The 17,680-nt window shown below is 59.9% G+C and carries 18 protein-coding genes, 1 tRNA gene and 1 pseudogene; 11 read left to right on the top strand and 9 right to left on the bottom strand.

Annotation, left to right across the window (positions count from 1 at the left end):
* Positions 1–3: 3 nt before the first annotated feature.
* Positions 4–384 (top strand): hypothetical protein, encoded by a 381-nt coding sequence (locus ACOH1Z_RS04485; protein WP_449647269.1) that lies wholly within the window; start codon positions 4–6, stop codon positions 382–384.
* A gap of 63 nt (positions 385–447) precedes the next feature.
* Here the strand turns inward: ACOH1Z_RS04485 and ACOH1Z_RS04480 are convergent, their stop codons facing one another.
* Positions 448–1,158, bottom strand: coding sequence for an SDR family NAD(P)-dependent oxidoreductase (locus ACOH1Z_RS04480; RefSeq protein ID WP_449647268.1), 711 nt, complete (start codon positions 1,156–1,158; stop codon positions 448–450).
* A gap of 24 nt (positions 1,159–1,182) precedes the next feature.
* Between ACOH1Z_RS04480 and ACOH1Z_RS04475 the strand changes: the two genes are divergently transcribed.
* A complete protein-coding gene (locus tag ACOH1Z_RS04475) occupies positions 1,183–1,566 on the top strand; it encodes a P-type ATPase actuator domain-containing protein (protein WP_449647267.1) in 384 nt (127 codons plus the stop codon).
* Here ACOH1Z_RS04475 and ACOH1Z_RS04470 read toward each other — a convergent pair.
* On the bottom strand, positions 1,561–1,857 hold the full coding sequence (locus tag ACOH1Z_RS04470) for a hypothetical protein (RefSeq protein ID WP_449647266.1): 297 nt from the start codon (positions 1,855–1,857) through the stop codon (positions 1,561–1,563). The two genes, ACOH1Z_RS04475 and ACOH1Z_RS04470, sit on opposite strands and share 6 nt — an antisense overlap.
* Before the next feature lie 307 nt (positions 1,858–2,164).
* Between ACOH1Z_RS04470 and ACOH1Z_RS04465 the strand changes: the two genes are divergently transcribed.
* Positions 2,165–3,382 (top strand): ammonium transporter, encoded by a 1,218-nt coding sequence (locus ACOH1Z_RS04465; protein WP_449647265.1) that lies wholly within the window; start codon positions 2,165–2,167, stop codon positions 3,380–3,382.
* 155 nt (positions 3,383–3,537) lie between these two features.
* On the opposite strand, the gene pdxH is transcribed toward ACOH1Z_RS04465, so the two are convergent.
* Entirely contained in the window at positions 3,538–4,179 is a 642-nt protein-coding gene (pdxH, locus tag ACOH1Z_RS04460; RefSeq protein WP_449647264.1) for a pyridoxamine 5'-phosphate oxidase, read from the bottom strand.
* A gap of 36 nt (positions 4,180–4,215) precedes the next feature.
* Entirely contained in the window at positions 4,216–5,550 is a 1,335-nt protein-coding gene (nhaA, locus tag ACOH1Z_RS04455) for a Na+/H+ antiporter NhaA (protein ID WP_449647263.1), read from the bottom strand.
* A gap of 189 nt (positions 5,551–5,739) precedes the next feature.
* Here nhaA and ACOH1Z_RS04450 point away from each other — a divergent pair, with 189 nt between their 5' ends.
* The gene (locus tag ACOH1Z_RS04450) at positions 5,740–6,021 is read left to right on the top strand and encodes an iron-sulfur cluster assembly accessory protein (protein ID WP_449647262.1); all 282 of its coding nucleotides are present in this window, start codon (positions 5,740–5,742) and stop codon (positions 6,019–6,021) included.
* A gap of 83 nt (positions 6,022–6,104) precedes the next feature.
* On the opposite strand, the gene ACOH1Z_RS04445 is transcribed toward ACOH1Z_RS04450, so the two are convergent.
* Positions 6,105–7,403, bottom strand: a complete 1,299-nt coding sequence (locus ACOH1Z_RS04445) for a coiled-coil domain-containing protein (protein WP_449647261.1) — start codon at positions 7,401–7,403, stop codon at positions 6,105–6,107.
* Positions 7,404–7,518: 115 nt separating this feature from the next.
* On the opposite strand from ACOH1Z_RS04445, the gene ACOH1Z_RS04440 reads away from it, so the two are divergent.
* Together ACOH1Z_RS04440 and ACOH1Z_RS04435 are read left to right on the top strand one after the other, a co-directional pair.
* Complete coding sequence (locus ACOH1Z_RS04440; protein ID WP_449647260.1) at positions 7,519–11,316, top strand: DEAD/DEAH box helicase; 3,798 nt, start codon at positions 7,519–7,521, stop codon at positions 11,314–11,316.
* A gap of 3 nt (positions 11,317–11,319) precedes the next feature.
* Complete coding sequence (locus ACOH1Z_RS04435; RefSeq protein WP_449647259.1) at positions 11,320–11,559, top strand: hypothetical protein; 240 nt, start codon at positions 11,320–11,322, stop codon at positions 11,557–11,559.
* A 45-nt stretch (positions 11,560–11,604) separates the two neighbouring features.
* Here ACOH1Z_RS04435 and mscL read toward each other — a convergent pair whose 3' ends face one another.
* Positions 11,605–12,018, bottom strand: coding sequence for a large conductance mechanosensitive channel protein MscL (mscL, locus tag ACOH1Z_RS04430; RefSeq protein ID WP_449647258.1), 414 nt, complete (start codon positions 12,016–12,018; stop codon positions 11,605–11,607).
* 108 nt (positions 12,019–12,126) lie between these two features.
* Here mscL and ACOH1Z_RS04425 point away from each other — a divergent pair, with 108 nt between their 5' ends.
* Positions 12,127–12,294 (top strand): hypothetical protein, encoded by a 168-nt coding sequence (locus ACOH1Z_RS04425; RefSeq protein ID WP_449648222.1) that lies wholly within the window; start codon positions 12,127–12,129, stop codon positions 12,292–12,294.
* 14 nt (positions 12,295–12,308) lie between these two features.
* Here ACOH1Z_RS04425 and ACOH1Z_RS04420 read toward each other — a convergent pair.
* A pseudogene (locus ACOH1Z_RS04420) lies at positions 12,309–12,449 on the bottom strand (FmdB family zinc ribbon protein); the annotation flags it as partial.
* Between the two features lie 7 nt (positions 12,450–12,456).
* The gene (locus ACOH1Z_RS04415; protein ID WP_449647257.1) at positions 12,457–13,047 is read right to left on the bottom strand and encodes a 5-formyltetrahydrofolate cyclo-ligase; all 591 of its coding nucleotides are present in this window, start codon (positions 13,045–13,047) and stop codon (positions 12,457–12,459) included.
* A gap of 38 nt (positions 13,048–13,085) precedes the next feature.
* On the opposite strand from ACOH1Z_RS04415, the gene galU reads away from it, so the two are divergent.
* From galU to ACOH1Z_RS04395, 4 genes are all read left to right on the top strand, one after another.
* A complete protein-coding gene (gene galU, locus ACOH1Z_RS04410; protein ID WP_449647256.1) occupies positions 13,086–13,976 on the top strand; it encodes a UTP--glucose-1-phosphate uridylyltransferase GalU in 891 nt (296 codons plus the stop codon).
* A gap of 3 nt (positions 13,977–13,979) precedes the next feature.
* Positions 13,980–14,639 (top strand): GNAT family N-acetyltransferase, encoded by a 660-nt coding sequence (locus ACOH1Z_RS04405; RefSeq protein WP_449647255.1) that lies wholly within the window; start codon positions 13,980–13,982, stop codon positions 14,637–14,639.
* Positions 14,640–14,775: 136 nt separating this feature from the next.
* Positions 14,776–15,714 (top strand): hypothetical protein, encoded by a 939-nt coding sequence (locus ACOH1Z_RS04400; RefSeq protein ID WP_449647254.1) that lies wholly within the window; start codon positions 14,776–14,778, stop codon positions 15,712–15,714.
* Positions 15,715–15,773: 59 nt separating this feature from the next.
* Positions 15,774–15,849: transfer RNA gene (locus tag ACOH1Z_RS04395), tRNA-Ala, on the top strand.
* Positions 15,850–15,859: 10 nt separating this feature from the next.
* On the opposite strand, the gene ACOH1Z_RS04390 is transcribed toward ACOH1Z_RS04395, so the two are convergent.
* Complete coding sequence (locus ACOH1Z_RS04390; protein WP_449647253.1) at positions 15,860–17,614, bottom strand: acetyl/propionyl/methylcrotonyl-CoA carboxylase subunit alpha; 1,755 nt, start codon at positions 17,612–17,614, stop codon at positions 15,860–15,862.
* Positions 17,615–17,680 lie beyond the last annotated feature (66 nt).

Raw genomic sequence — 17,680 nt, 5'->3', positions numbered from 1 at the left:
AGGGTGAATGAAAAAGATCTGCTCGGCCTCTGGTCGGGAGCACGGTTGCACATCGTAATGGCGCAATTTGCGCCAACCTTCCTGCTTACTGTTGTCATTACCGCGCTTGCTCTAGACGGATTCGATGGCAGCCCGGTGGCCGTGCGAATAGCGGCGGCGGGAATCCTACTCGCCTCGGGAATTCTTGGCTCCATCGCTCAGTACACGGCCGCCAGCGAAGCGAAAGCCGTGGCGGTCGATCTGGCGCAGATCGAGAGTCCGTCCCGGCTCGTGCAGCAGATCATCCAGACCGCATGGTGGACGACGATCGTGAAGTTCGTCACCCCGGCGATCTTCACCGTGATCTTCCTAGCGATCCTCTGGGAGCTGTTCATCGCAGGTTAGGTGACCGCCAGGCAGCGATCTATGACGAGCGCATCCCGATCGACTAGTGAGCTTCGCAGCAGATCAGGCTGCGGACTGCGGTGTGAAAGCTCCGCTCGGTAGGTCCTTCTCTCCGGCAACGATTGCGTCAACGATGCGGCGAGCAACATCGGCGGGGTCGAAGCCGGTGGGCATGGTGGGCGCGGTGCCAGCGACCGGCCTAGTGGCGAGCCCCGTCTCGGTGTGGCCGGGTCGGGCGTCAAGGAGCCGGATGCCGTCGCGGCGCAGTTCGCGGCCCGCTGCCTGCCCGAACGCGGCGAGTGCCGCTTTGGATGCGGAGTAGGCGGCCATGTTCGCTGTAGGGGATTCGCTGACGATGCCGCTCAGGGTAAGAAAGAATGGGTCGCGCTTCGCTGCCGCTGACTCGAGCAGGGCGGGGCGTGCTGCACGGAGCAGGCGCATCGGCCCAAGCGCGTTTACGGTGAAGAGCGCATCCATTGTCTCGTCGTCGGCGTGAGATGCCGGACCAAAGGCTACTACTCCGGCCGCGTTGATGACACCATCGAGCTGCCCATGGGCGCCTAGGGCGGCACTGATAAGTTCGACGCCAGAGCCGGAATCGCGAAGATCAGATTTCACGAATGTTCCTGGCACGGCCCGGGCGCGCACTTTTTCTTCTGATCGCCCGTGGAGGGTCAGGATGGCGCCTTCAGCAGCCAAAATTCGAGCGATCGCGGAGCCAAGGCCCCCTGAGGCGCCAACGACAAGAATGGATGATCCTGCGAGCGAAGTCATACGCAAACGGTACTGTTTGCGGCTGTGGAAAACCCCTACCGCGGTAGCGTGGTGGCAGCGCGACACTTTCGGTCGCCACTTATCGTATTTCTGTTGGTTGCGGCGACGGTTACCCCGTTGCTGCAGGACCGGGTTGACGCGACGGCGATTCTGCTCGTGCTCGTGCTCGTGCTGAACGCGTCGATTGGGTTCTGGGAAGAGACGCACGCCGAACGCGAGATGCGAGTCCTTGCCTCGCTTTCGGTACCTGCGGCACGCGCCGTGCTGGACGGCCACGTCATCCGTTTTCCCGCGCTCGACCTCGTGCCTGGTGATGTTGTCGCGCTCGAGAGCGGCGAGCAAATAGCCGCCGACGTGCGTGTCATCAATGCTCATGCGCGGCAGCGGCAGCACCAGCGACAGCTATAGCTTCAGCTTTGCCTTGCGTTTCTGCTCGGCAGAGCGTTCCATTCGTTCGATGCGCAGCACATCCACCAGTAGCAGCGCGATCGGGATCACGGAAGCCACGCCCCACCACTCTTCGGTACCGCCGGTGGTGACATAGATCACGTTGAAGACCACAGCCCAGATAAGACCGCCGATGAGCCAGACCAGCCGCCACCACGGTGTCGTTAGCTGGCGGATGCGAGTCTTGACCGCCGAAGGCTGCTTTGGTGGCGTCGCTGGCTCGGGCGCATTCGTGGGCGTAGTTTCGGGCATGCGCCAACTCTACGTTCTCTCGGTAGGGGCTGGGAAAGTTGGTCCGCGAACGGCGAAATTCTCAACACCGAAGCGCACCAGAGCCAAATCTGACACCGGATTCACCGAACACCTCAGGGTGCGCGAAACGTTTCTGTAACACCCGCACCACACGTTTTACGTGCGCGAAACATAACTGTGGGCCAGACGAAACGCTAAGACGGAATGCTTTGTCGTGCGGGACGGTGGGCGTGGAATGACCCGACACCCATCGACATCCGCCACAGCATTACGTGTGCACAGGGCGCACAAAGCGAAAGAGGTTGAGATGGATACAGTCGTATGGGTACTCATTAGCACTGCATTAGTACTGCTCATGACCCCCGGTTTGGCATTCTTTTACGGTGGACTCGTAAAAGAGAAGTCAGTAGTCAGCATGATGATGATGAGCTTCGGAGCTCTCGGCCTCGTGGCCGTTCTCTGGATCCTCATCGGCGCGAACATGAGCTCGATCGATGGTTCGATCTGGTCATTCTCGGGCAACCCCTTCAGCAACTTTGGGCAAGAGGGTGTCGCTGGCGCTGACCTCCTGTTTGTTGCATTCGGTGGAACCTTCGCCATCATCACCACCGCACTGATCTCGGGTGCCATCGCCGACCGTGCACGCTTCGGACCGTGGATGATCTACACCGGTGTGTGGGCAACGCTCGTCTACTTCCCCGTCGCCGCGTGGGTATGGGGCGGTGGCTGGATCCAGAACCTCGGAGACACGCTCGGTGGTCTGCCAGCAGTGATCGACTTCGCGGGTGGTACTGCGGTCCACATCAACGCTGGTGCTGCCGCTCTTGGTCTCGCCCTGGTTCTCGGCAAGCGCGTTGGTTTCAACAAGAACATCACCCAGCCTCACAACGTTCCTCTGGTTCTTATCGGTGCAGCACTGCTCTGGTTCGGCTGGTTCGGATTCAACGCTGGCGCCGCCGGTACGCCTGACGAAGCGGGACTGATCGTCTTCAACACTCTTGCAGCACCTGCCGCCGCAATTCTCGGTTGGATCGTTGTCGAGAAGCTCCGCACCGGTAAGGCCACAGCAGTGGGCGCCGTTTCGGGTGCTGTTGCTGGACTCGTTGCCATCACCCCGGCCTGTGCAAACCTGACACCGGGTTGGGCGCTGGTTCTCGGTGCTGTCGCCGGTGCCGTGTGTGCTCTCGCTATTGAACTCAAGTACAACTTGGGCTTCGACGACTCGCTCGACGTTGTTGGACTCCACCTTGTTGCTGGAGTCATCGGAACCGTCTACCTCGGCTTCTTCGCAACCGATACTGGACTCTTCGTCGGTGGAGATGCCGGACAGCTTGTCGTTCAGACGATCAGCGTGCTCGCCGTAGCAATCTTCTCCTTCGGAATGTCCTGGTTGATCGGAACCGCCATTCAGAAGACCATTGGATTCCGCGTTACTTCTGAAGAAGAAATCGCCGGCATCGACCTCGCTGTCCACGGCGAGTCGGGCTACGCAATGTCGGCACGGGGATCCGTACCGGCTGAGTAAAGCCCACAACCTCGGGAGGGGCACGACTGTTATCGCAGTGGTGTCCCTCTTTTGGCGTTTAAAACGGGACGATGACCGGATGCCTGCAGCACCGCACGAGCCGCAACTGTCGCAGGGTTTCGCACGGTGCCTAGGGCGTTGCGGTTCTGGCGACGCTACGGCTGGAGCCGCATCCGCTCCCATTCGCCAGACTCTGCACGCACGAATCGAACGCGATCGTGCAACCGCGAACTGCGGCCCTGCCAGAACTCGATCGTGTGAGGTTCTACAACAAAGCCGCCCCAGTCATCCGGGCGTGGCACCTCGCTGCCGTCAAACTCGGCCTCAAGCTCGGTAACGCGCTGTTCAAGCAGCGCTCGGGATGCGATGGGTTGCGATTGTTCGCTGGCGTGCGCCGCGATTTGACTGCCTCGCGGTCGCGTGGCGAAGTATTCGTCTGATAGCGCTGCGGAAATGGGCCGAGCAGTTCCTTGCACGAGCACTTGCCGGTGGATCGAATACCACGGGAAGACAAGAGCTGCGGCAGCGTTTGCCAGCAGCGCGCGGCCCTTGATGGAGCTGTAGTTCGTGAAAAACTCAAACCCGGCATCGTCGATGGCGCGCAGCAGTACGGTGCGGGCGCTGGGGGAGCCGTCGGCATCCACAGTTGAAAGCACCATTGCGTTGGGCTCGTAGACGTTCGATTCACTCGCGTTCGATAGCCACAACCGGAACTGGTCGAGGGGGTTGTCGAGCACGTCGGTGTCGTTGAGCGGCAACTGGCCGTAGTCGGTGTGTTGGCTCAGTGGGTCGGACACGGTGATTCCTCTCGACGGTGCGGTGTAGCTTTCTCGCTAGTCTGCATCCTCGATGAGTTTTTTGTTCTTGTCGGGGATGCCGTCTTCGTTCATGTCGCGTTTGCGGGCGAGGCGAGAGTCCCAGCGCAGGCTGATGGCGGCAAGGATCGCGGCAATGCCTGTGCCGATGAGGATCGCGAGTTTGGCACCGGTGGTGTGCTCACTATCGGGGAACGAGAGCTCGGAGATGAGCAAGGACACGGTGAAGCCGATACCGGTCAGGAAGCCAATCGGCAGCAGGTCACGAAGTCCGATCGAGTCAGCCAAGCGGAACTTGGTGACCTTGGTGATGAGGGCGGTTGTTCCCAACACTCCAATGATCTTTCCTGCAACCAGACCGATAATAATCGCTGGGACAACGGGCTGCACGAGCACGTCTGTGACGCTTTCGTCGCCTCCCAAAGAAACACCGGCAGCAAAGAAGGCGAAGACAGGAAGCGCGATTCCGGATGAGGTGGGGCGAACCGCATCGTCGAACGCGTGTGTTCGCGTTTCCTTCTCGCCGTGTACGAGTTTGGCAGGAACGGTGAAACCGAGCACAACGCCGGCAATTGTCGCGTGCACGCCAGAGTCGTGCATGAAGGCCCAGGCCACGAGCGCGAGAGGAATCAGCAGCCACCAGCGCGGCTTGCGTGAGCGAACTACGAGTCCGAATAGCACGATCGCGATGAGGGAGAACATGAGCGACAGCAGGTCGATGCTCTCGGTGTAGAACAGGGCGATGATGATGATCGCGAGGAGGTCATCGACAACGGCCATTGTGAGCAGGAAGGTGCGGAGCGCGCGCGGGAGCCCGCGACCAAAGATTGCCAGAACGGCGAGCGCAAATGCGATGTCTGTCGCTGTCGGAATCGCCCAGCCGCCGAGTGCGGATGAGTCACCCATGGTGAGAACCACGAGCGTGAAGAGCAACGCGGGGAAGAGCATCCCGCCGATTGCAGCGAAGACGGGAACGGCAGCTTCGCGAGGTTTGCGCAGGCTGCCAGCAATAAGTTCTTGCTTGAGCTCAACACCCACTACGAAGAAGAAGATGGCGAGCAGGCCATCAGCGGCCCACGTAGCAAGAGAGAGGTCGAGGTGTAGGGCAGCAGGTCCGACAACGGTCTCGGCAAGTGCTGCGTAGCCTTCGCGCCAGGGGGAGTTCGCCCAGATGAGGGCGATCGCGGCGGCAACCATCAGCAGAATTCCACTGGTGGTCTCCATAGTCACCCACCGACGTACTCGCGTGCGGGGGCTCGGCTTCTTCGTGGATGTGGTCACAAAATTCCAGACGTTGAGGTTCGTCAGCGGGGTCGCCGACACAATCGCCGACCAGACTTCCCGGCACTCCACTAGTAATTCTACCGGGTGCAACAGCCAGCGTCGCACGCGATACACGGGCGACTGTCGAATCGAGGCGCACCTGACTGCGCCATCCACGGGGTATGGGAGTTGCCTCAGAATCGGCGCTCACGGTTGATGTGTGCTGCTGACTAGAGGATCGTGGATTGTTCAATTCGCTGAACCTGGAAGGACGAACATATGCTCACCCTCACCGAAACAGCCACCACGGTCGTCAAGACGATTGTTGAACAAGATCCCAACACTGAGGCCTCTGGTCTCCGTATCAATGGGGAGCCTGGTGCCCCCAACCTCACCGTTGCTGTAGTTGCTGCCCCTGAGGCTGGCGATGCGGTCGTAGAGGCCGAAGGCGCGAAGGTTTTCCTGGAAGAAAACGCGGCTATCGCTCTCAGTGACAAGACACTTGATGCTGAGGTTGGCGAGAATGGCGCGGTAAGTTTCGCCATCGTCGACAACGCGTAGTCACGCTCACCACGTGTAGCTACTAGCTAGCAGCTGGTAGCTAGTTCAGGGTTTGTCGGCGCACGGTCGACTAATCCCTGTCACTAGTAGCGGGCGAGAGCGTCAGCATCTCGAGCATGAGTTACCGATCTACGGATGGCATCTAAGGCCTCCACAGGATCTGTCTCGGCTTCAGCGATCATCAGCTGGCGCTCTGCCTCCGCTAGTCGGGTGCGTGCACTCGCGCTTGCTCCACCCCGGCCGATCAGGTCTCGTACGACGCTGATCTGGCTCTTCGCCGCGACGAGCGTCCCTTGATATGCGGCGCGCGCGTGATCAAGCCTTTGTTGCTGATTGCGCGCTGTCGCCAGTGCAGCATCTAACTGCTCCGCATCATCACTCAACACCGCAAGTTGGCGGAATGGATCGCACGCGACACCGTGCTCGTCCGCCGTTACCGCTAACGAGCGCTCGACGACGGCAATCGCCGCAAGAATGATGGCACCCGAGTCTGGATCCGGGGCGAGTTCTCGCGCCGCTCGCGCCTCGCTTAGGTCATTAGAGTTCGTTTCTCGCAGTTGTTTGACCACAGCATCCGCAGCGCCGAGTTCGTTCAATGAGAATTCGGATGCCGTCAGGTGTTGGCCGGCACGGTGCAGGCCGGCCGCTACTGCCTGCAGCAGGTCCGCGACGGCATTTACGCCGGTCGGGCTGATCTCTGCTGACACCTCCTCCAACTCGCGCTCGGCGTGAGTCAGTAGTGCGTCAGCGCGAGCGAGCTGCTCCTGTGGTGCGGCAAGAACTGCCGCCACGTAGTGCTCAGCGGCCTCAGTGAGTTTCTGCTGATCGTGCGAGAGGCGATCGCGCAGTGCCCTCAATTGCGCTCTTAGCTCTTGGGCGGTGTGTCCCGCATCCACTTCGGTGCGTCGTCGTTGCGCGAACGCGTTCTCGAAGCGGTCGAGACTTGTGAGGGCGCGATCGCACAGCGCGATCATCTGCAGCGTGTTTCGGCGGCGCAGCTGTTCGGCATCTTTCGCTGCGGTGTCTCGTTGTTGTCCAAGCCGAAAAGCTTCAGTCAGAGTGAGCCGCGCTTCCGTGAGGGCAGTGCCGAACTCGTGGGTATCGGCGACACCAAACTGGGCAATGGCAAAACCGACTTCGTTTTCGGCGTCGCGAACCCGGTCATCCAACGTGACGAGAAGTGCGGCAGCTCGGGCATCCAACTCCGATTGTGAAGTCGAACCGCGGATGCCGCGATCGCCGCCGCGGCGGAACAAGACAATGAATGCGCCAATTCCCAACCCCAGCACAAGAACGAGCAGTGCGACGACAGCGATCGTGGTTCCGCGCGCAAGTTCGGAGGCAGCAGTGAGGGCCACCAGGGGGAGGGCTACGGGCACCATGGCTCGTATTCTACGGCTGTGTGCCGCGAGAACTGGGGGCACGGGCGGGCAGTGAGTCTGACGAAACTCGTGGTTGTTGCACCATTTATTGCAGTTAGACGCTTAAGGTGGCGGTGTGTGGCGTGCAGATAAAGTTTCAGATGATTTCTCGATCGACCCAGATTCGGTTGACGAGTCCGTTGACGACGCGCAAAATGAGCACTCACATCCCCACATTCAGGTAACAGCGCCTCATACGCTGAGTTTTGGTGAGCCGAACATCATGGCCGGAAACGTTGCAGAGCCCACGTGGACGCACTGGCGTTCGCAATTGTCAGAGTTAGGCGGTCAGTCACCGCTCCTGCATTTTGTGGATTCCCCTCGCACTCGAGTTGAGTTGTCTACGACTCACCCGGGTGGGCTCGCCCAGTTCATTACCGGCAAGCGCACTCTGCTGTCGAGCCTTATTCGTGATGATGTTGCGTTGCGCTCCGCCAAGGTCGCCGCTGGCGCGGTGGCTGCGAAGGGTCTTGAGCTGGCTACGGCCCGCGGAATCGACTCCGTTCATTTGGGAATCGGAATTGCTCGCTGGAACCACGACGACGTTGAGTATTGCGCCCCCGTACTGCTTCGACCGCTCGCTATTCGTCGTCACGGTCGTGACTTTGAGTTGAAGCTGCGTGGTGCCGCCTATCTCAATCCTGAGCTTGCGCGCGCCCTTGATGACCAGTTCCACTTGCGTCTGGATGCTGAATCTTTTGTTGCTCTGACGGATGCTGACGGTACGTTCAAACCGAACCCGGTGATCGATCGACTGCGCGGCCTCACTTCGCACTTGCCAAACTTCGGGGTGAGTCCTCGCCTCGTTGTGTCGTCCTTTGCGGATGTTGCGCCGGGCCTTGCTGACGATGCCGCCGAGCTGCAGCATCCGATTCTCGATGCCCTTGCAGGAAACACCGCAGCAGCGTGGACCATCAAGGAGGGTTACGCTCCGGTTCCTGCTCTGTCGGCAGATGAGCGCTCGCCGCAGACCGATAACTTGCTGCTCGACGCCGATGCTGAACAAGAGAACGTGATTGCTCAGATCGAAGCTGGCAACTCTGTTGTCGTTCGCACGCTTCCCGGCACAGGGGGAACCCAAACGATTGTCAACGCTGTTGGCGCACTTGTTGCCCAAAACAAGCGAGTGCTCGTCGTCACGCCGCGGCGCGCTTCGCTGCACTCCATAGCTGACCGTTTCGGTGACATTGGCTTGCCGGGACTCGCTGTCGCCCCGCGCACGCTGCGCCGCGACATCATCCGCTCTATCTCACGCAGTGAAAAGGCGTCACGACCACAAATTGAAGATGTGGATGATGCGCTGCTGCGTCTTCGCAAGATCATGCTCGACTACCGCGGGTCAATGTCGATCGCCGATGACGTACTCGGTGTCTCCGTTCTCGATTGCGTCGCAGAGCTGAGCCGCCTCGCGCTGCTACCCAACCCGCCATCGACGACCGCTCGACTCTCGCGAGAAGCCGTCGAGAAGCTCGCGAAGGATCGCAGTTCGGCCACCGGCGTGATCATTGCCGCAGCCAAGCTGGGTGAGTTCAAATATGGGCCAGGCGATTCGCCTTGGTACGGCGCACAGTTCGCCAATGGCGGGGAAGCGCTCAAGGCCCACGAGGTTGCCAAGCGCGTCGATTCTCAGTTGTCAGAACTGCTCGGGGTCGCGAACCGACTTGTGTCGAATACACGGATGCGACCGTTCCAGAGCATCGAAGAGTTGGGCGTCTACCTGCGTCTTCTCGTCGATCTGAGGGAAACCCTCGACCGTTTTGTGCCGACAGTATTTGATCGCGCGATCACCGAACTTATCGCCGCAACAGCACCGCGCCGCGATTTCCCCGACATGACGAGTGCCAACCGTCGCCGCCTCAAGAAGCTCGCCCTCGAATATGTTCGCCCGGGCGTTCGTGTGAATGACATGCATGCCGCGCTCATTCGCATCCAAAAGCAGCGTGTGCTGTGGCACCGTTTTGTCGCGGAAGGCGCAAGCCCCGCCGTTCCGGTGGGCATTGGCGAAGTTCAGCGCTCATACCAGCAGGTGTCAGAAGATCTGGCGACCCTCGACATCCCGCTCGGAATCGCCGACTCTCACGTGAATCTGGCGAGCTTGCCCATTCCCTTCCTCATCGACAAGGTTGCGTCGCTCGCCGCTGAGTCTGATGTGCTCAACAATCTGCAAGAGCGCACTGTGCTCATGGGAAGCCTTCGCGAGCTGAAGCTCAACCCCCTCATCGATGACCTGGCCAAGCGCCACGTTCCTGAGGACCAAGTAGCGGCTGAACTTGAACTGTCGTGGTGGAAATCTGCACTCGACTCCATGCTCGAAGCCGACCGTGCGCTGCTCAATGCCAACACGTCGGTTGTTGACCGTCTCGAAGCTGACTTCCGCCTCGTCGATGAAGCACACGCCTCCGCAAACGCCAAGCAACTCTCTTGGCAGATTGCCGAAAACTGGAAAATCGGGCTCGTCGACTGGCCAGACGAAGCAAGTGCTCTCAAGCGCGCGCTTTCCAAAGAGCGGCTCACCTCGTTCGACGTTCAAACGTCGGCACCGCACCTTTCACGCACCATTGCCCCCGTCTGGCTTGCTTCACCTTACGAGATCGACTCCGTCGTCGACACGATGCCCTTCGACACCGTGTTTCTGGTTGACGCCGGCGCGATGACGGTTGCCGAAGCGGCAGGCGGAATCCGCCGCTCGAAGCAGGTTGTCGTTGTTGGCGACCCTGTCATCCAGTCGCCGACACCGTTTGAGATCGCCGTTCGCGATGTCACCGCTGACGCACCGCCACCCGTCGATGATGAGGTGCGAGAAGCCTTGGTTGAAGACTCGGCTTTCGCTCGCTTGAGCGTACTGTTGCCGACTCTCACCTTGACTCGCAGCTACCGTCCTGGCGGTGAAGAACTCGCCGAGCTCGTCAACCGTCGTTTCTACGGCGGCCAGATTGAGTCGTTGCCGTGGGCCGGAAGCTTCTTGGGGCACGGCAGTCTTGCTGTTAGCTACGTCAAGGATGGTGTCGGTATGCCCGACCCTGATTCTGGCGCAGTCGAAAGCCCTGACGCCGAAGTTTCGCGCGTAGTCGAACTCGTCCTTGACCACGCCACGAAGCGGCCACAAGAGTCGCTCATGGTCATCACAGCAAGCCCGTTGCACTCAGTGCGGGTCATGCAGTCAGTGTTGGATGCCGTGAGCCGGCGTCGACCGGAACTGCTCGACGTCATCATCGGCGATCGGGCAGAACCGTTTACTGTCACCACAATCGACCAGGCTGTGGCCCAAAGCCGCGACCGGGTTATTTTCTCTATCGGATACGGCCGCACGCCACACGGTCGCGTTCTCTCTGATTTCGGTTCGCTCGGCGAGCCCGGGGGAGAGCGCTTGCTTGCAGTCGCCATGACTCGTGCTCGTCGCTCGCTCGAAATCGTGACGTCGTTCCGTTCGGAAGATCTCGATGATGGCCGCATGAAACATGGTGCCGTCGCTCTGGCCGAAGTGCTCGACGAAGTGGATGCCCGCTACGCCGAAGTTCCTGTGCCAGACGACAGCGATCCGATGCTCGTTGATCTTGCTCGCCGGCTCGAGGCGCGCGGTCTCCGTGTTGCACTCGGCCACCGCGCCAAGCTCGGACTCGTCGCTTCGCGTGGAGGTCGCTGCGGAACCATCGAGACCGATGCCATGGTGCACGAGTCGAGCCTGCGAGAGTCGCTGCGGTTGCGCCCTGAACTCTTGCGCCGCCTCGGCTGGCACTACTTGCGAGTACACGCCTTTGAGCTCTTCAGTGACCCCGATCAGGTAGCAGACAAGGTGGCCCGGATGCTCGGGGCTGAGCCTGCTCCCACAACTGAGCCCATCACGATCATCCCCACGATACGTCCCCAGCAGTAGCTCGTGGGTGGTACTGATAGCTCACGTCGGAGCGAGCAGCACGACGACCCCGACGTCGAGTCTGATGTTGAGCTCACAAGTGATCCTGCGCCTGCGCAAGGGCGGATTCCGAAGAAACGTCGCCGTGTGATGACCACTCCGCCGGAGGGCTCCGATCCGCATCCGACGTCAGAACCCGAGCGTCATCTGGCTCACGAAAACGACGAGCGGCTCAAGGGCGACAAACCTCCGCATTGGGGGTAGTGCCTTGCCGCCCGTCGAAAACTCGCGGGCTACTCGAGGTGGGTGTTAGCTGTTGTTCTGCTTCGCAAGAAGGTCGCGAATCTGAAGAAGTAGCTCTGCCTCGGTGGGGCCAGCTTCTGGTTCGATGACCACCGGCTTGCGAGCGGCAGCCAGCTTGTTGGCATAGTTCATGGGGGCAACAATCGCGAAGTACACGACGACCGCCACGAGCAAGAACTGGATGAGCGCTGCGATTACCGCACCGAAGTAGATGACGGCACCTTCGCCGCCAGCGGTCGGAATCGCAACGGGGAGTGCCGTGGAGAGTGTCGCAGCATTGAAGAGTGCGCCGATCAGCGGGTTAAAGACGGCCTCGACGATGGTGTTGACGACTGCGGTGAACGCGGCGCCAATGACCACCGCGACTGCGAGATCGATGACATTGCCACGCAAAATGAATGTTTTGAATCCGCTTAACATTGTTGCTCCTTCTCGTGGGGATACGTCAACTATGACGCTGTGGAGGCCTGAGCAGAAGAAGATGACGAGGAAGAGGAGTTCGACGAACCTGACGTCGAAGAACTCGAGGTGGATGTTCCTGCGGCCGCAGAGCCCAATTTCTTGGACTCGGATGACGAACTCGTCGACGAGCCAACCGAGCCAACCGAGCCAGACGAGCCAGCCGAGCCAGACGAGCCAGATGAGCTCGAGCTGGAGTCGCTTGAACTCTTCGTGGCTCGCGAATCGTTGCGGTAAAAGCCTGAGCCGTTAAATGTCACGCCGATTGCGGAGAATACTTTGCGCAGCTTGCCTTGGCAGGTGGGGCACACCGTGAGGGACTCGTCAGTGAACGACTGCTGAATATCGAAAGCGTTGTCGCACTCGGTACAGCGGTATGAATAGGTAGGCACTAGATCCTTAGTTGTGATCGGTAATGGTCACAATTCCCGAGGGAGTAACTATGCCATTGACTGGTTGGTCGTGAAGTTCCGTGGGGACGGCGTCGACATATTCGCTCTCGAAGATCACGGCATAGATGGGAGGTTTGGTCTCCATGGAGCCGAGAGTTTTATCGAAGTAGCCGCGGCCCCAGCCCATGCGCATCCCAGTGCGATCCACGGATGCAGCGGGCACGATGATGAGGTCGACATCGTTGATAGCAATCGGGCCCAGTACTTCGCTGGTGGGCGCTGGCATGCCGATGAGGTCTTCGTCTTCTTCTTCACCGTCATAGGGTGCCCAATCGAGGAGGCCGTCAGCGCGGGAAATGGGGAGCAGAACGCGAATGTCGTGTTCGCAGGCCCAACGGAGAAATCCGCGAGTTTGGGGTTCGTCTGTCGTAGACAGGTAGGCGGCGACCGAGGTTGAGCCGAGACGTGTTGCGAGTTCGATAAGGTTCGCGGTCACACCCGCTTCAGATTCTTCCCGCTCTTTGGCGGTACAGATGCGGCGGCGTTCGCGTAATTCGGCCCTAAGTGCACGTTTATCGTGACTGACGTCGTCGGTCATGCAACCATTCTACGAGACTGTCCCAGTACGCTGTACCTATGGCTAAGAAGATTACTAAAGCGGTTATTCCTGCTGCAGGTCTGGGCACACGATTTCTTCCGGCGACTAAGGCTATGCCGAAGGAGATGCTGCCGGTTGTTGATAAGCCGGCTATCCAATATGTCGTCGAGGAAGCTGTCGCAGCTGGCCTGACTGACGTACTGATGATCACGGGGCGAAACAAGAATGCCCTGGAGAATCACTTCGACCGGATGACGGAGCTTGAGGCAACTCTTGAGCAGAAGGGCGACACCGATCGTCTTTCCAAAGTTGAGTTCTCAAATGACCTCGCTGACATGCACTATGTGCGTCAGGGTGATCCGCGCGGTCTTGGCCACGCCATCCTTCGGGCAAAAATGCATGTCGGGAACGAGCCATTCGCTGTGCTCCTCGGTGACGACCTCATTGATGAGCGCGACGTTCTTCTCTCCCGAATGCTGGAAGAGCAAGACGGTCGCAACGCGACAGTAATCGCCCTCATGGAAGTCGACCCGGCACAGAGCCACATGTACGGCATCGCCACGGTCGAGCCGACAGACGACGACGACGTTGTGCGCATTACAGGCCTCGTAGAAAAGCCAGTCCAGGGTTCCGCTCTCTCGAACCTCGCCATCATTGGTCGTTACGTTCTTCGCCCCGAAATCTTTGACATCCTTGAGCGCACTGACCCCGGCAAGGGCGGGGAAATTCAGTTGACGGATGCTCTGCAAGAGATGGCCGAAAGCGACATTGCCGGAGGCGTCTATGGTGTCGTGTTCCGCGGACGTCGTTACGACACCGGTGACCGCCTCGACTACATCAAGGCAATTGTGCAACTCGCTGTTGAGCGCGAAGACCTAGGCCCTGATCTGCGCCCGTGGCTCAAACAGTTCAGCGCGACCCTGGACTAGTTCATGGCGTTTGGCATTCCGACGCTCAGCGACGGAGAGATCAGCATTCGGCCTATCAGGGTTCGAGATGCACGCGCGTTGGAGAGAGAGCTCCGCGATAACCGGGGGTGGCTTCGCCAGTGGGAGGCGACCAGTCCCGTTGGGCCGGTCAGCTTTGATGTGAAGTCGAGCATCCGGGGTCTGCTTCAGCAGTCTCGTTCTGGCGCAGGCTTGCCATTTGTGATTGAGCAAGCGGGTGAGGTTGCTGGTCAACTGAACGTGTCATCGATCACTTATGGTTCTCTCGCGTCGGCAACGATCGGCTATTGGGTTTCTGAGCGCTTTGCGGGCAAAGGGCTCACGCCGACCGCGGTGGCATTGGCTACTGACTACTGTTTCTTCCAACTTGGCCTGCACCGCATGGAGATCTGCATTCGGCCCGAAAATGCGCCGAGTCTACGTGTCGTGGAGAAGCTCGGTTTTCGCTACGAAGGACTGCGGCGACGCTTCATCCATATCGATGGAGATTGGCGCGATCACTTCTGTTTCGCGCTCACTGTCGAAGAGGTGCCGCAGGGAGTCTTGCGTCGCTGGCGGGCAGGCGATGCTCCTGAACAGGATGCACATATTCCCACCGCGGATCGCACGCGCGCTGCCAACCCGCTGTTGCCTCCGCGCCGCTAACGGCAGCGATTTTGGGGTCCCGCCGAACGTGCCTGCTACGGATCTCCGCGCCCAGCGAGGGTGATTCTCAGCATCTTTTGATTTCACTGCCGCGTGCCGACAGCGAGTCTTGCTCGGATGCTCGTAGCGTATAGCCATGGAATTCACCAGCATCGGCGGCGGCGTGATGATCGCGCTCGCAGCAGGGCTCTGGCTGGTGTACTTGATTCCCAATTGGTTTAAGAACCGTGAGTACCTCGCGACCGAGCGCAATGCGGTTCGCCTTCAGCAGACGATTCGCGTGCTTGCTCAGACCGCTGAGGTGCCAGAAGAGGTGCGTGCCGAGGCTGTCGCCCGTCGTGCTGCTGAACTCTCTAGGGTTCGTGCGCTCCAAGGTCCGGTAGCTGTGGGTCGCGCAGTAAAGCCACCGACTCGAGAAGAAGCACTCGCCCTGTCGACGAGACGACTTCGCCGTACTCGCGCATTTACCGCACTCGTGCTTCTCGCAAGCATTGTTGTGGCGGCTGTGCAGCTCCTGATGATTGTGACGGCTGGCGGTGCGATCGTCTCTGGTGCGTGGCTGGTGCTCGCTACCGCGACTGTCTCAGGTATCAGCGCAAGCGCGATGCTTTCGCGACTCGCAGAACGCTCACGCGCTCGCCGCGAAAATGCGGCTCCGGCTGCCCGCGCTGCGGCTCCGCGGCGTCGTATCGTGCTCTCGTCGGATGCCCCCATTGAACAGCCAGCATCAAAAGTTAGCTGGACTCCGGTTCCGGTTCCCAAGCCGATGTACTTGACGCGAAGCAATGCCCCAGCAGCAGCGTTGGCTGCGGCACGTCACGCTGCTGATATTGATACTGAGTTGCGCAAGGCCGCAGAGTCGGCCGAACATGCATTGCGCGCTAATTCTGCTGCGATGGCGGCAGCGACTCGAGAGACAGAGCTCGCGAGGGATGCCACGCGGCTAGCTGAGAAGCCAACCGATATTGCTGCAGCGCCGGCCCCGAGCCGTTTCGCGGGCATGGGAATCGTCGACATCGATGGGAGCGCGCCCGATCTGGACGCCGCACTCGCGCGTCGCCGTCGAGCTAGCTAGCGCAACTCACTTCCGTCTCTCGCGCCTGACGCTGAGTGATATTGTTGCTTCAGCAGTACGGGCCCTTGGCGCAGTTGGTAGCGCGCCTCGTTCGCATCGAGGAGGTCAGGAGTTCAAATCTCCTAGGGTCCACCACTCGTTTTGCTTAGTCAGCAATGTTCAGCAGCAAGTGGCCAGACGATACCGTCAGGCCAACGCTCGCGTTGACAGAAGTAACGACGCCATCCTTGTGTGCGACAAGCGGCTGTTCCATCTTCATCGCTTCAAGCACCAAGATCAGGTCGCCCTTGACGACCTTGTCTCCTTCAGCAACCGCAACCTTCACGATGGTTGCCTGCATCGGCGCCTTCACCGAGTCACCGGTGATGGTGTTCACGGCAGAGGCAGCGCGACGTTTGGGTGCGGCGGAGAGTGTGGCACCCGTCGTGGTGCTGGGAACTAGTTTCGAGGGTAAATTCACTTCGATGCGCTTGCCTGCAACTTCAACGACAACGTTGTGGCGTGCCGCAGCAACAGTTGGTTCACCGAGTGAGCCAGTCCACGGTTCGATGTCGTTGTCGAATTCGGTTTCGATCCACCGGGTGTAAATCGTGAACGGGTTGCTGGTAAACGCCGGATCGCGAACGATCTTGCGGTGGAACGGCAGCACCGTGGGAAGCCCGGCAACCTCAAACTCGTCAAGGGCTCGACGTGAGCGCTCGAGGGCATCCTCGCGGCTGGAACCGGTGACGATGAGCTTGGCGAGCAACGAGTCAAATGCACCACTGATCTCATCGCCGGTCGTGACACCGCTATCGACACGGATGCCGGGGCCGCCAGGGACTCGGAGAACGTGCACGGGGCCGGGTGAGGGCATGAAGTTGAGTCCGGCATCCTCACCGTTGATGCGGAACTCGAAAGAGTGGCCGCGAGGGATGGGGTCGTCGTAATCGAGTACGCCGCCCTCAGCGATGCGGAACTGTTCACGCACGAGGTCGATGCCCGTGACTTCTTCAGAAACGGGGTGCTCGACCTGAAGACGGGTGTTGACCTCAAGGAACGAGATGGTGCCGTCCTTGGCGACCAAGAATTCACACGTGCCGGCACCGAGGTAGCCGACTTCGCGCAGAATGGCCTTAGAGGACTCATAGAGAGCCTTGTTTTGCTCGTCGCTCAAGAATGGCGCCGGGGCCTCTTCTACGAGCTTCTGGTGACGGCGCTGCAACGAGCAGTCACGGGTGGAAATTACGACGACGTTGCCGTGAGCGTCCGCCAAGCACTGCGTTTCAACGTGGCGGGGCTGGTCGAGATACTTCTCAACGAAGCACTCACCGCGACCAAACGCGGCAACAGCCTCGCGGGTGGCGGAATCGAAAAGCTCGGGGATTTCCTCGCGAGTGCGCGCAACCTTGAGGCCACGGCCACCGCCGCCGAAAGCAGCTTTGATCGCAACCGGAAGACCGTGAAGATCAACGAAATCCAGCACTTCGGCTGCACCAGAAACCGGGTTGAGCGTTCCGGGAGCCAGTGGAGCTCCGACCTTCTCAGCGATGTGGCGAGCAGAAACTTTGTCGCCAAGCTTCTCGATGGCTTCGGGTGATGGGCCGATCCACATAATGCCGGCATCGATCACGGCGCGAGCGAATTCGGCGTTCTCAGCCAAAAAGCCATAACCGGGGTGAATCGCATCAGCACCCGAGCGGCGGGCGATCGACAAAATCTTGTCAATTACGAGATACGTCTCCGCGCTCGTCGCGCCATCGAGTGCATACGCCTCATCGGCGAGCTTGACGTGCCGAGCATCCCGATCTTGGTCTGCATAGACCGCAACCGAAGCGATGCCGCTGTCTTTAGCTGCGCGGATAACGCGAACGGCGATCTCCCCGCGGTTGGCGATGAGTACCTTCGTAATTCGAGCCATAGTTACCTAGCTTAAGGGGGTTACGGCCGAAGCCTTGAGGTATTGCACACAAAAATAGGACGCAAG

The organism is Rhodoglobus sp., assembly GCF_053580035.1.
The sequence above is the reverse complement of the archived record's forward strand: the minus strand, read 5'-3'. Positions and strand labels throughout refer to the sequence as shown.

What these genes read in the sequence shown, in the direction of transcription:
- ACOH1Z_RS04405 (WP_449647255.1), top strand. Translation starts at nt 13,980, where the DNA reads ATGGCGTTTGGCATTCCGACGCTCAGCGACGGAGAGATCAGCATTCGG.
- ACOH1Z_RS04450 (WP_449647262.1), top strand. Translation starts at nt 5,740, where the DNA reads ATGCTCACCCTCACCGAAACAGCCACCACGGTCGTCAAGACGATTGTT.
- ACOH1Z_RS04480 (WP_449647268.1), bottom strand. Translation starts at nt 1,158, where the DNA reads ATGACTTCGCTCGCAGGATCATCCATTCTTGTCGTTGGCGCCTCAGGG.
- ACOH1Z_RS04465 (WP_449647265.1), top strand. Translation starts at nt 2,165, where the DNA reads ATGGATACAGTCGTATGGGTACTCATTAGCACTGCATTAGTACTGCTC.
- ACOH1Z_RS04470 (WP_449647266.1), bottom strand. Translation starts at nt 1,857, where the DNA reads ATGCCCGAAACTACGCCCACGAATGCGCCCGAGCCAGCGACGCCACCA.
- galU (WP_449647256.1), top strand. Translation starts at nt 13,086, where the DNA reads ATGGCTAAGAAGATTACTAAAGCGGTTATTCCTGCTGCAGGTCTGGGC.
- ACOH1Z_RS04390 (WP_449647253.1), bottom strand. Translation starts at nt 17,614, where the DNA reads ATGGCTCGAATTACGAAGGTACTCATCGCCAACCGCGGGGAGATCGCC.
- ACOH1Z_RS04445 (WP_449647261.1), bottom strand. Translation starts at nt 7,403, where the DNA reads ATGGTGCCCGTAGCCCTCCCCCTGGTGGCCCTCACTGCTGCCTCCGAA.
- ACOH1Z_RS04400 (WP_449647254.1), top strand. Translation starts at nt 14,776, where the DNA reads ATGGAATTCACCAGCATCGGCGGCGGCGTGATGATCGCGCTCGCAGCA.
- mscL (WP_449647258.1), bottom strand. Translation starts at nt 12,018, where the DNA reads ATGTTAAGCGGATTCAAAACATTCATTTTGCGTGGCAATGTCATCGAT.
- ACOH1Z_RS04415 (WP_449647257.1), bottom strand. Translation starts at nt 13,047, where the DNA reads ATGACCGACGACGTCAGTCACGATAAACGTGCACTTAGGGCCGAATTA.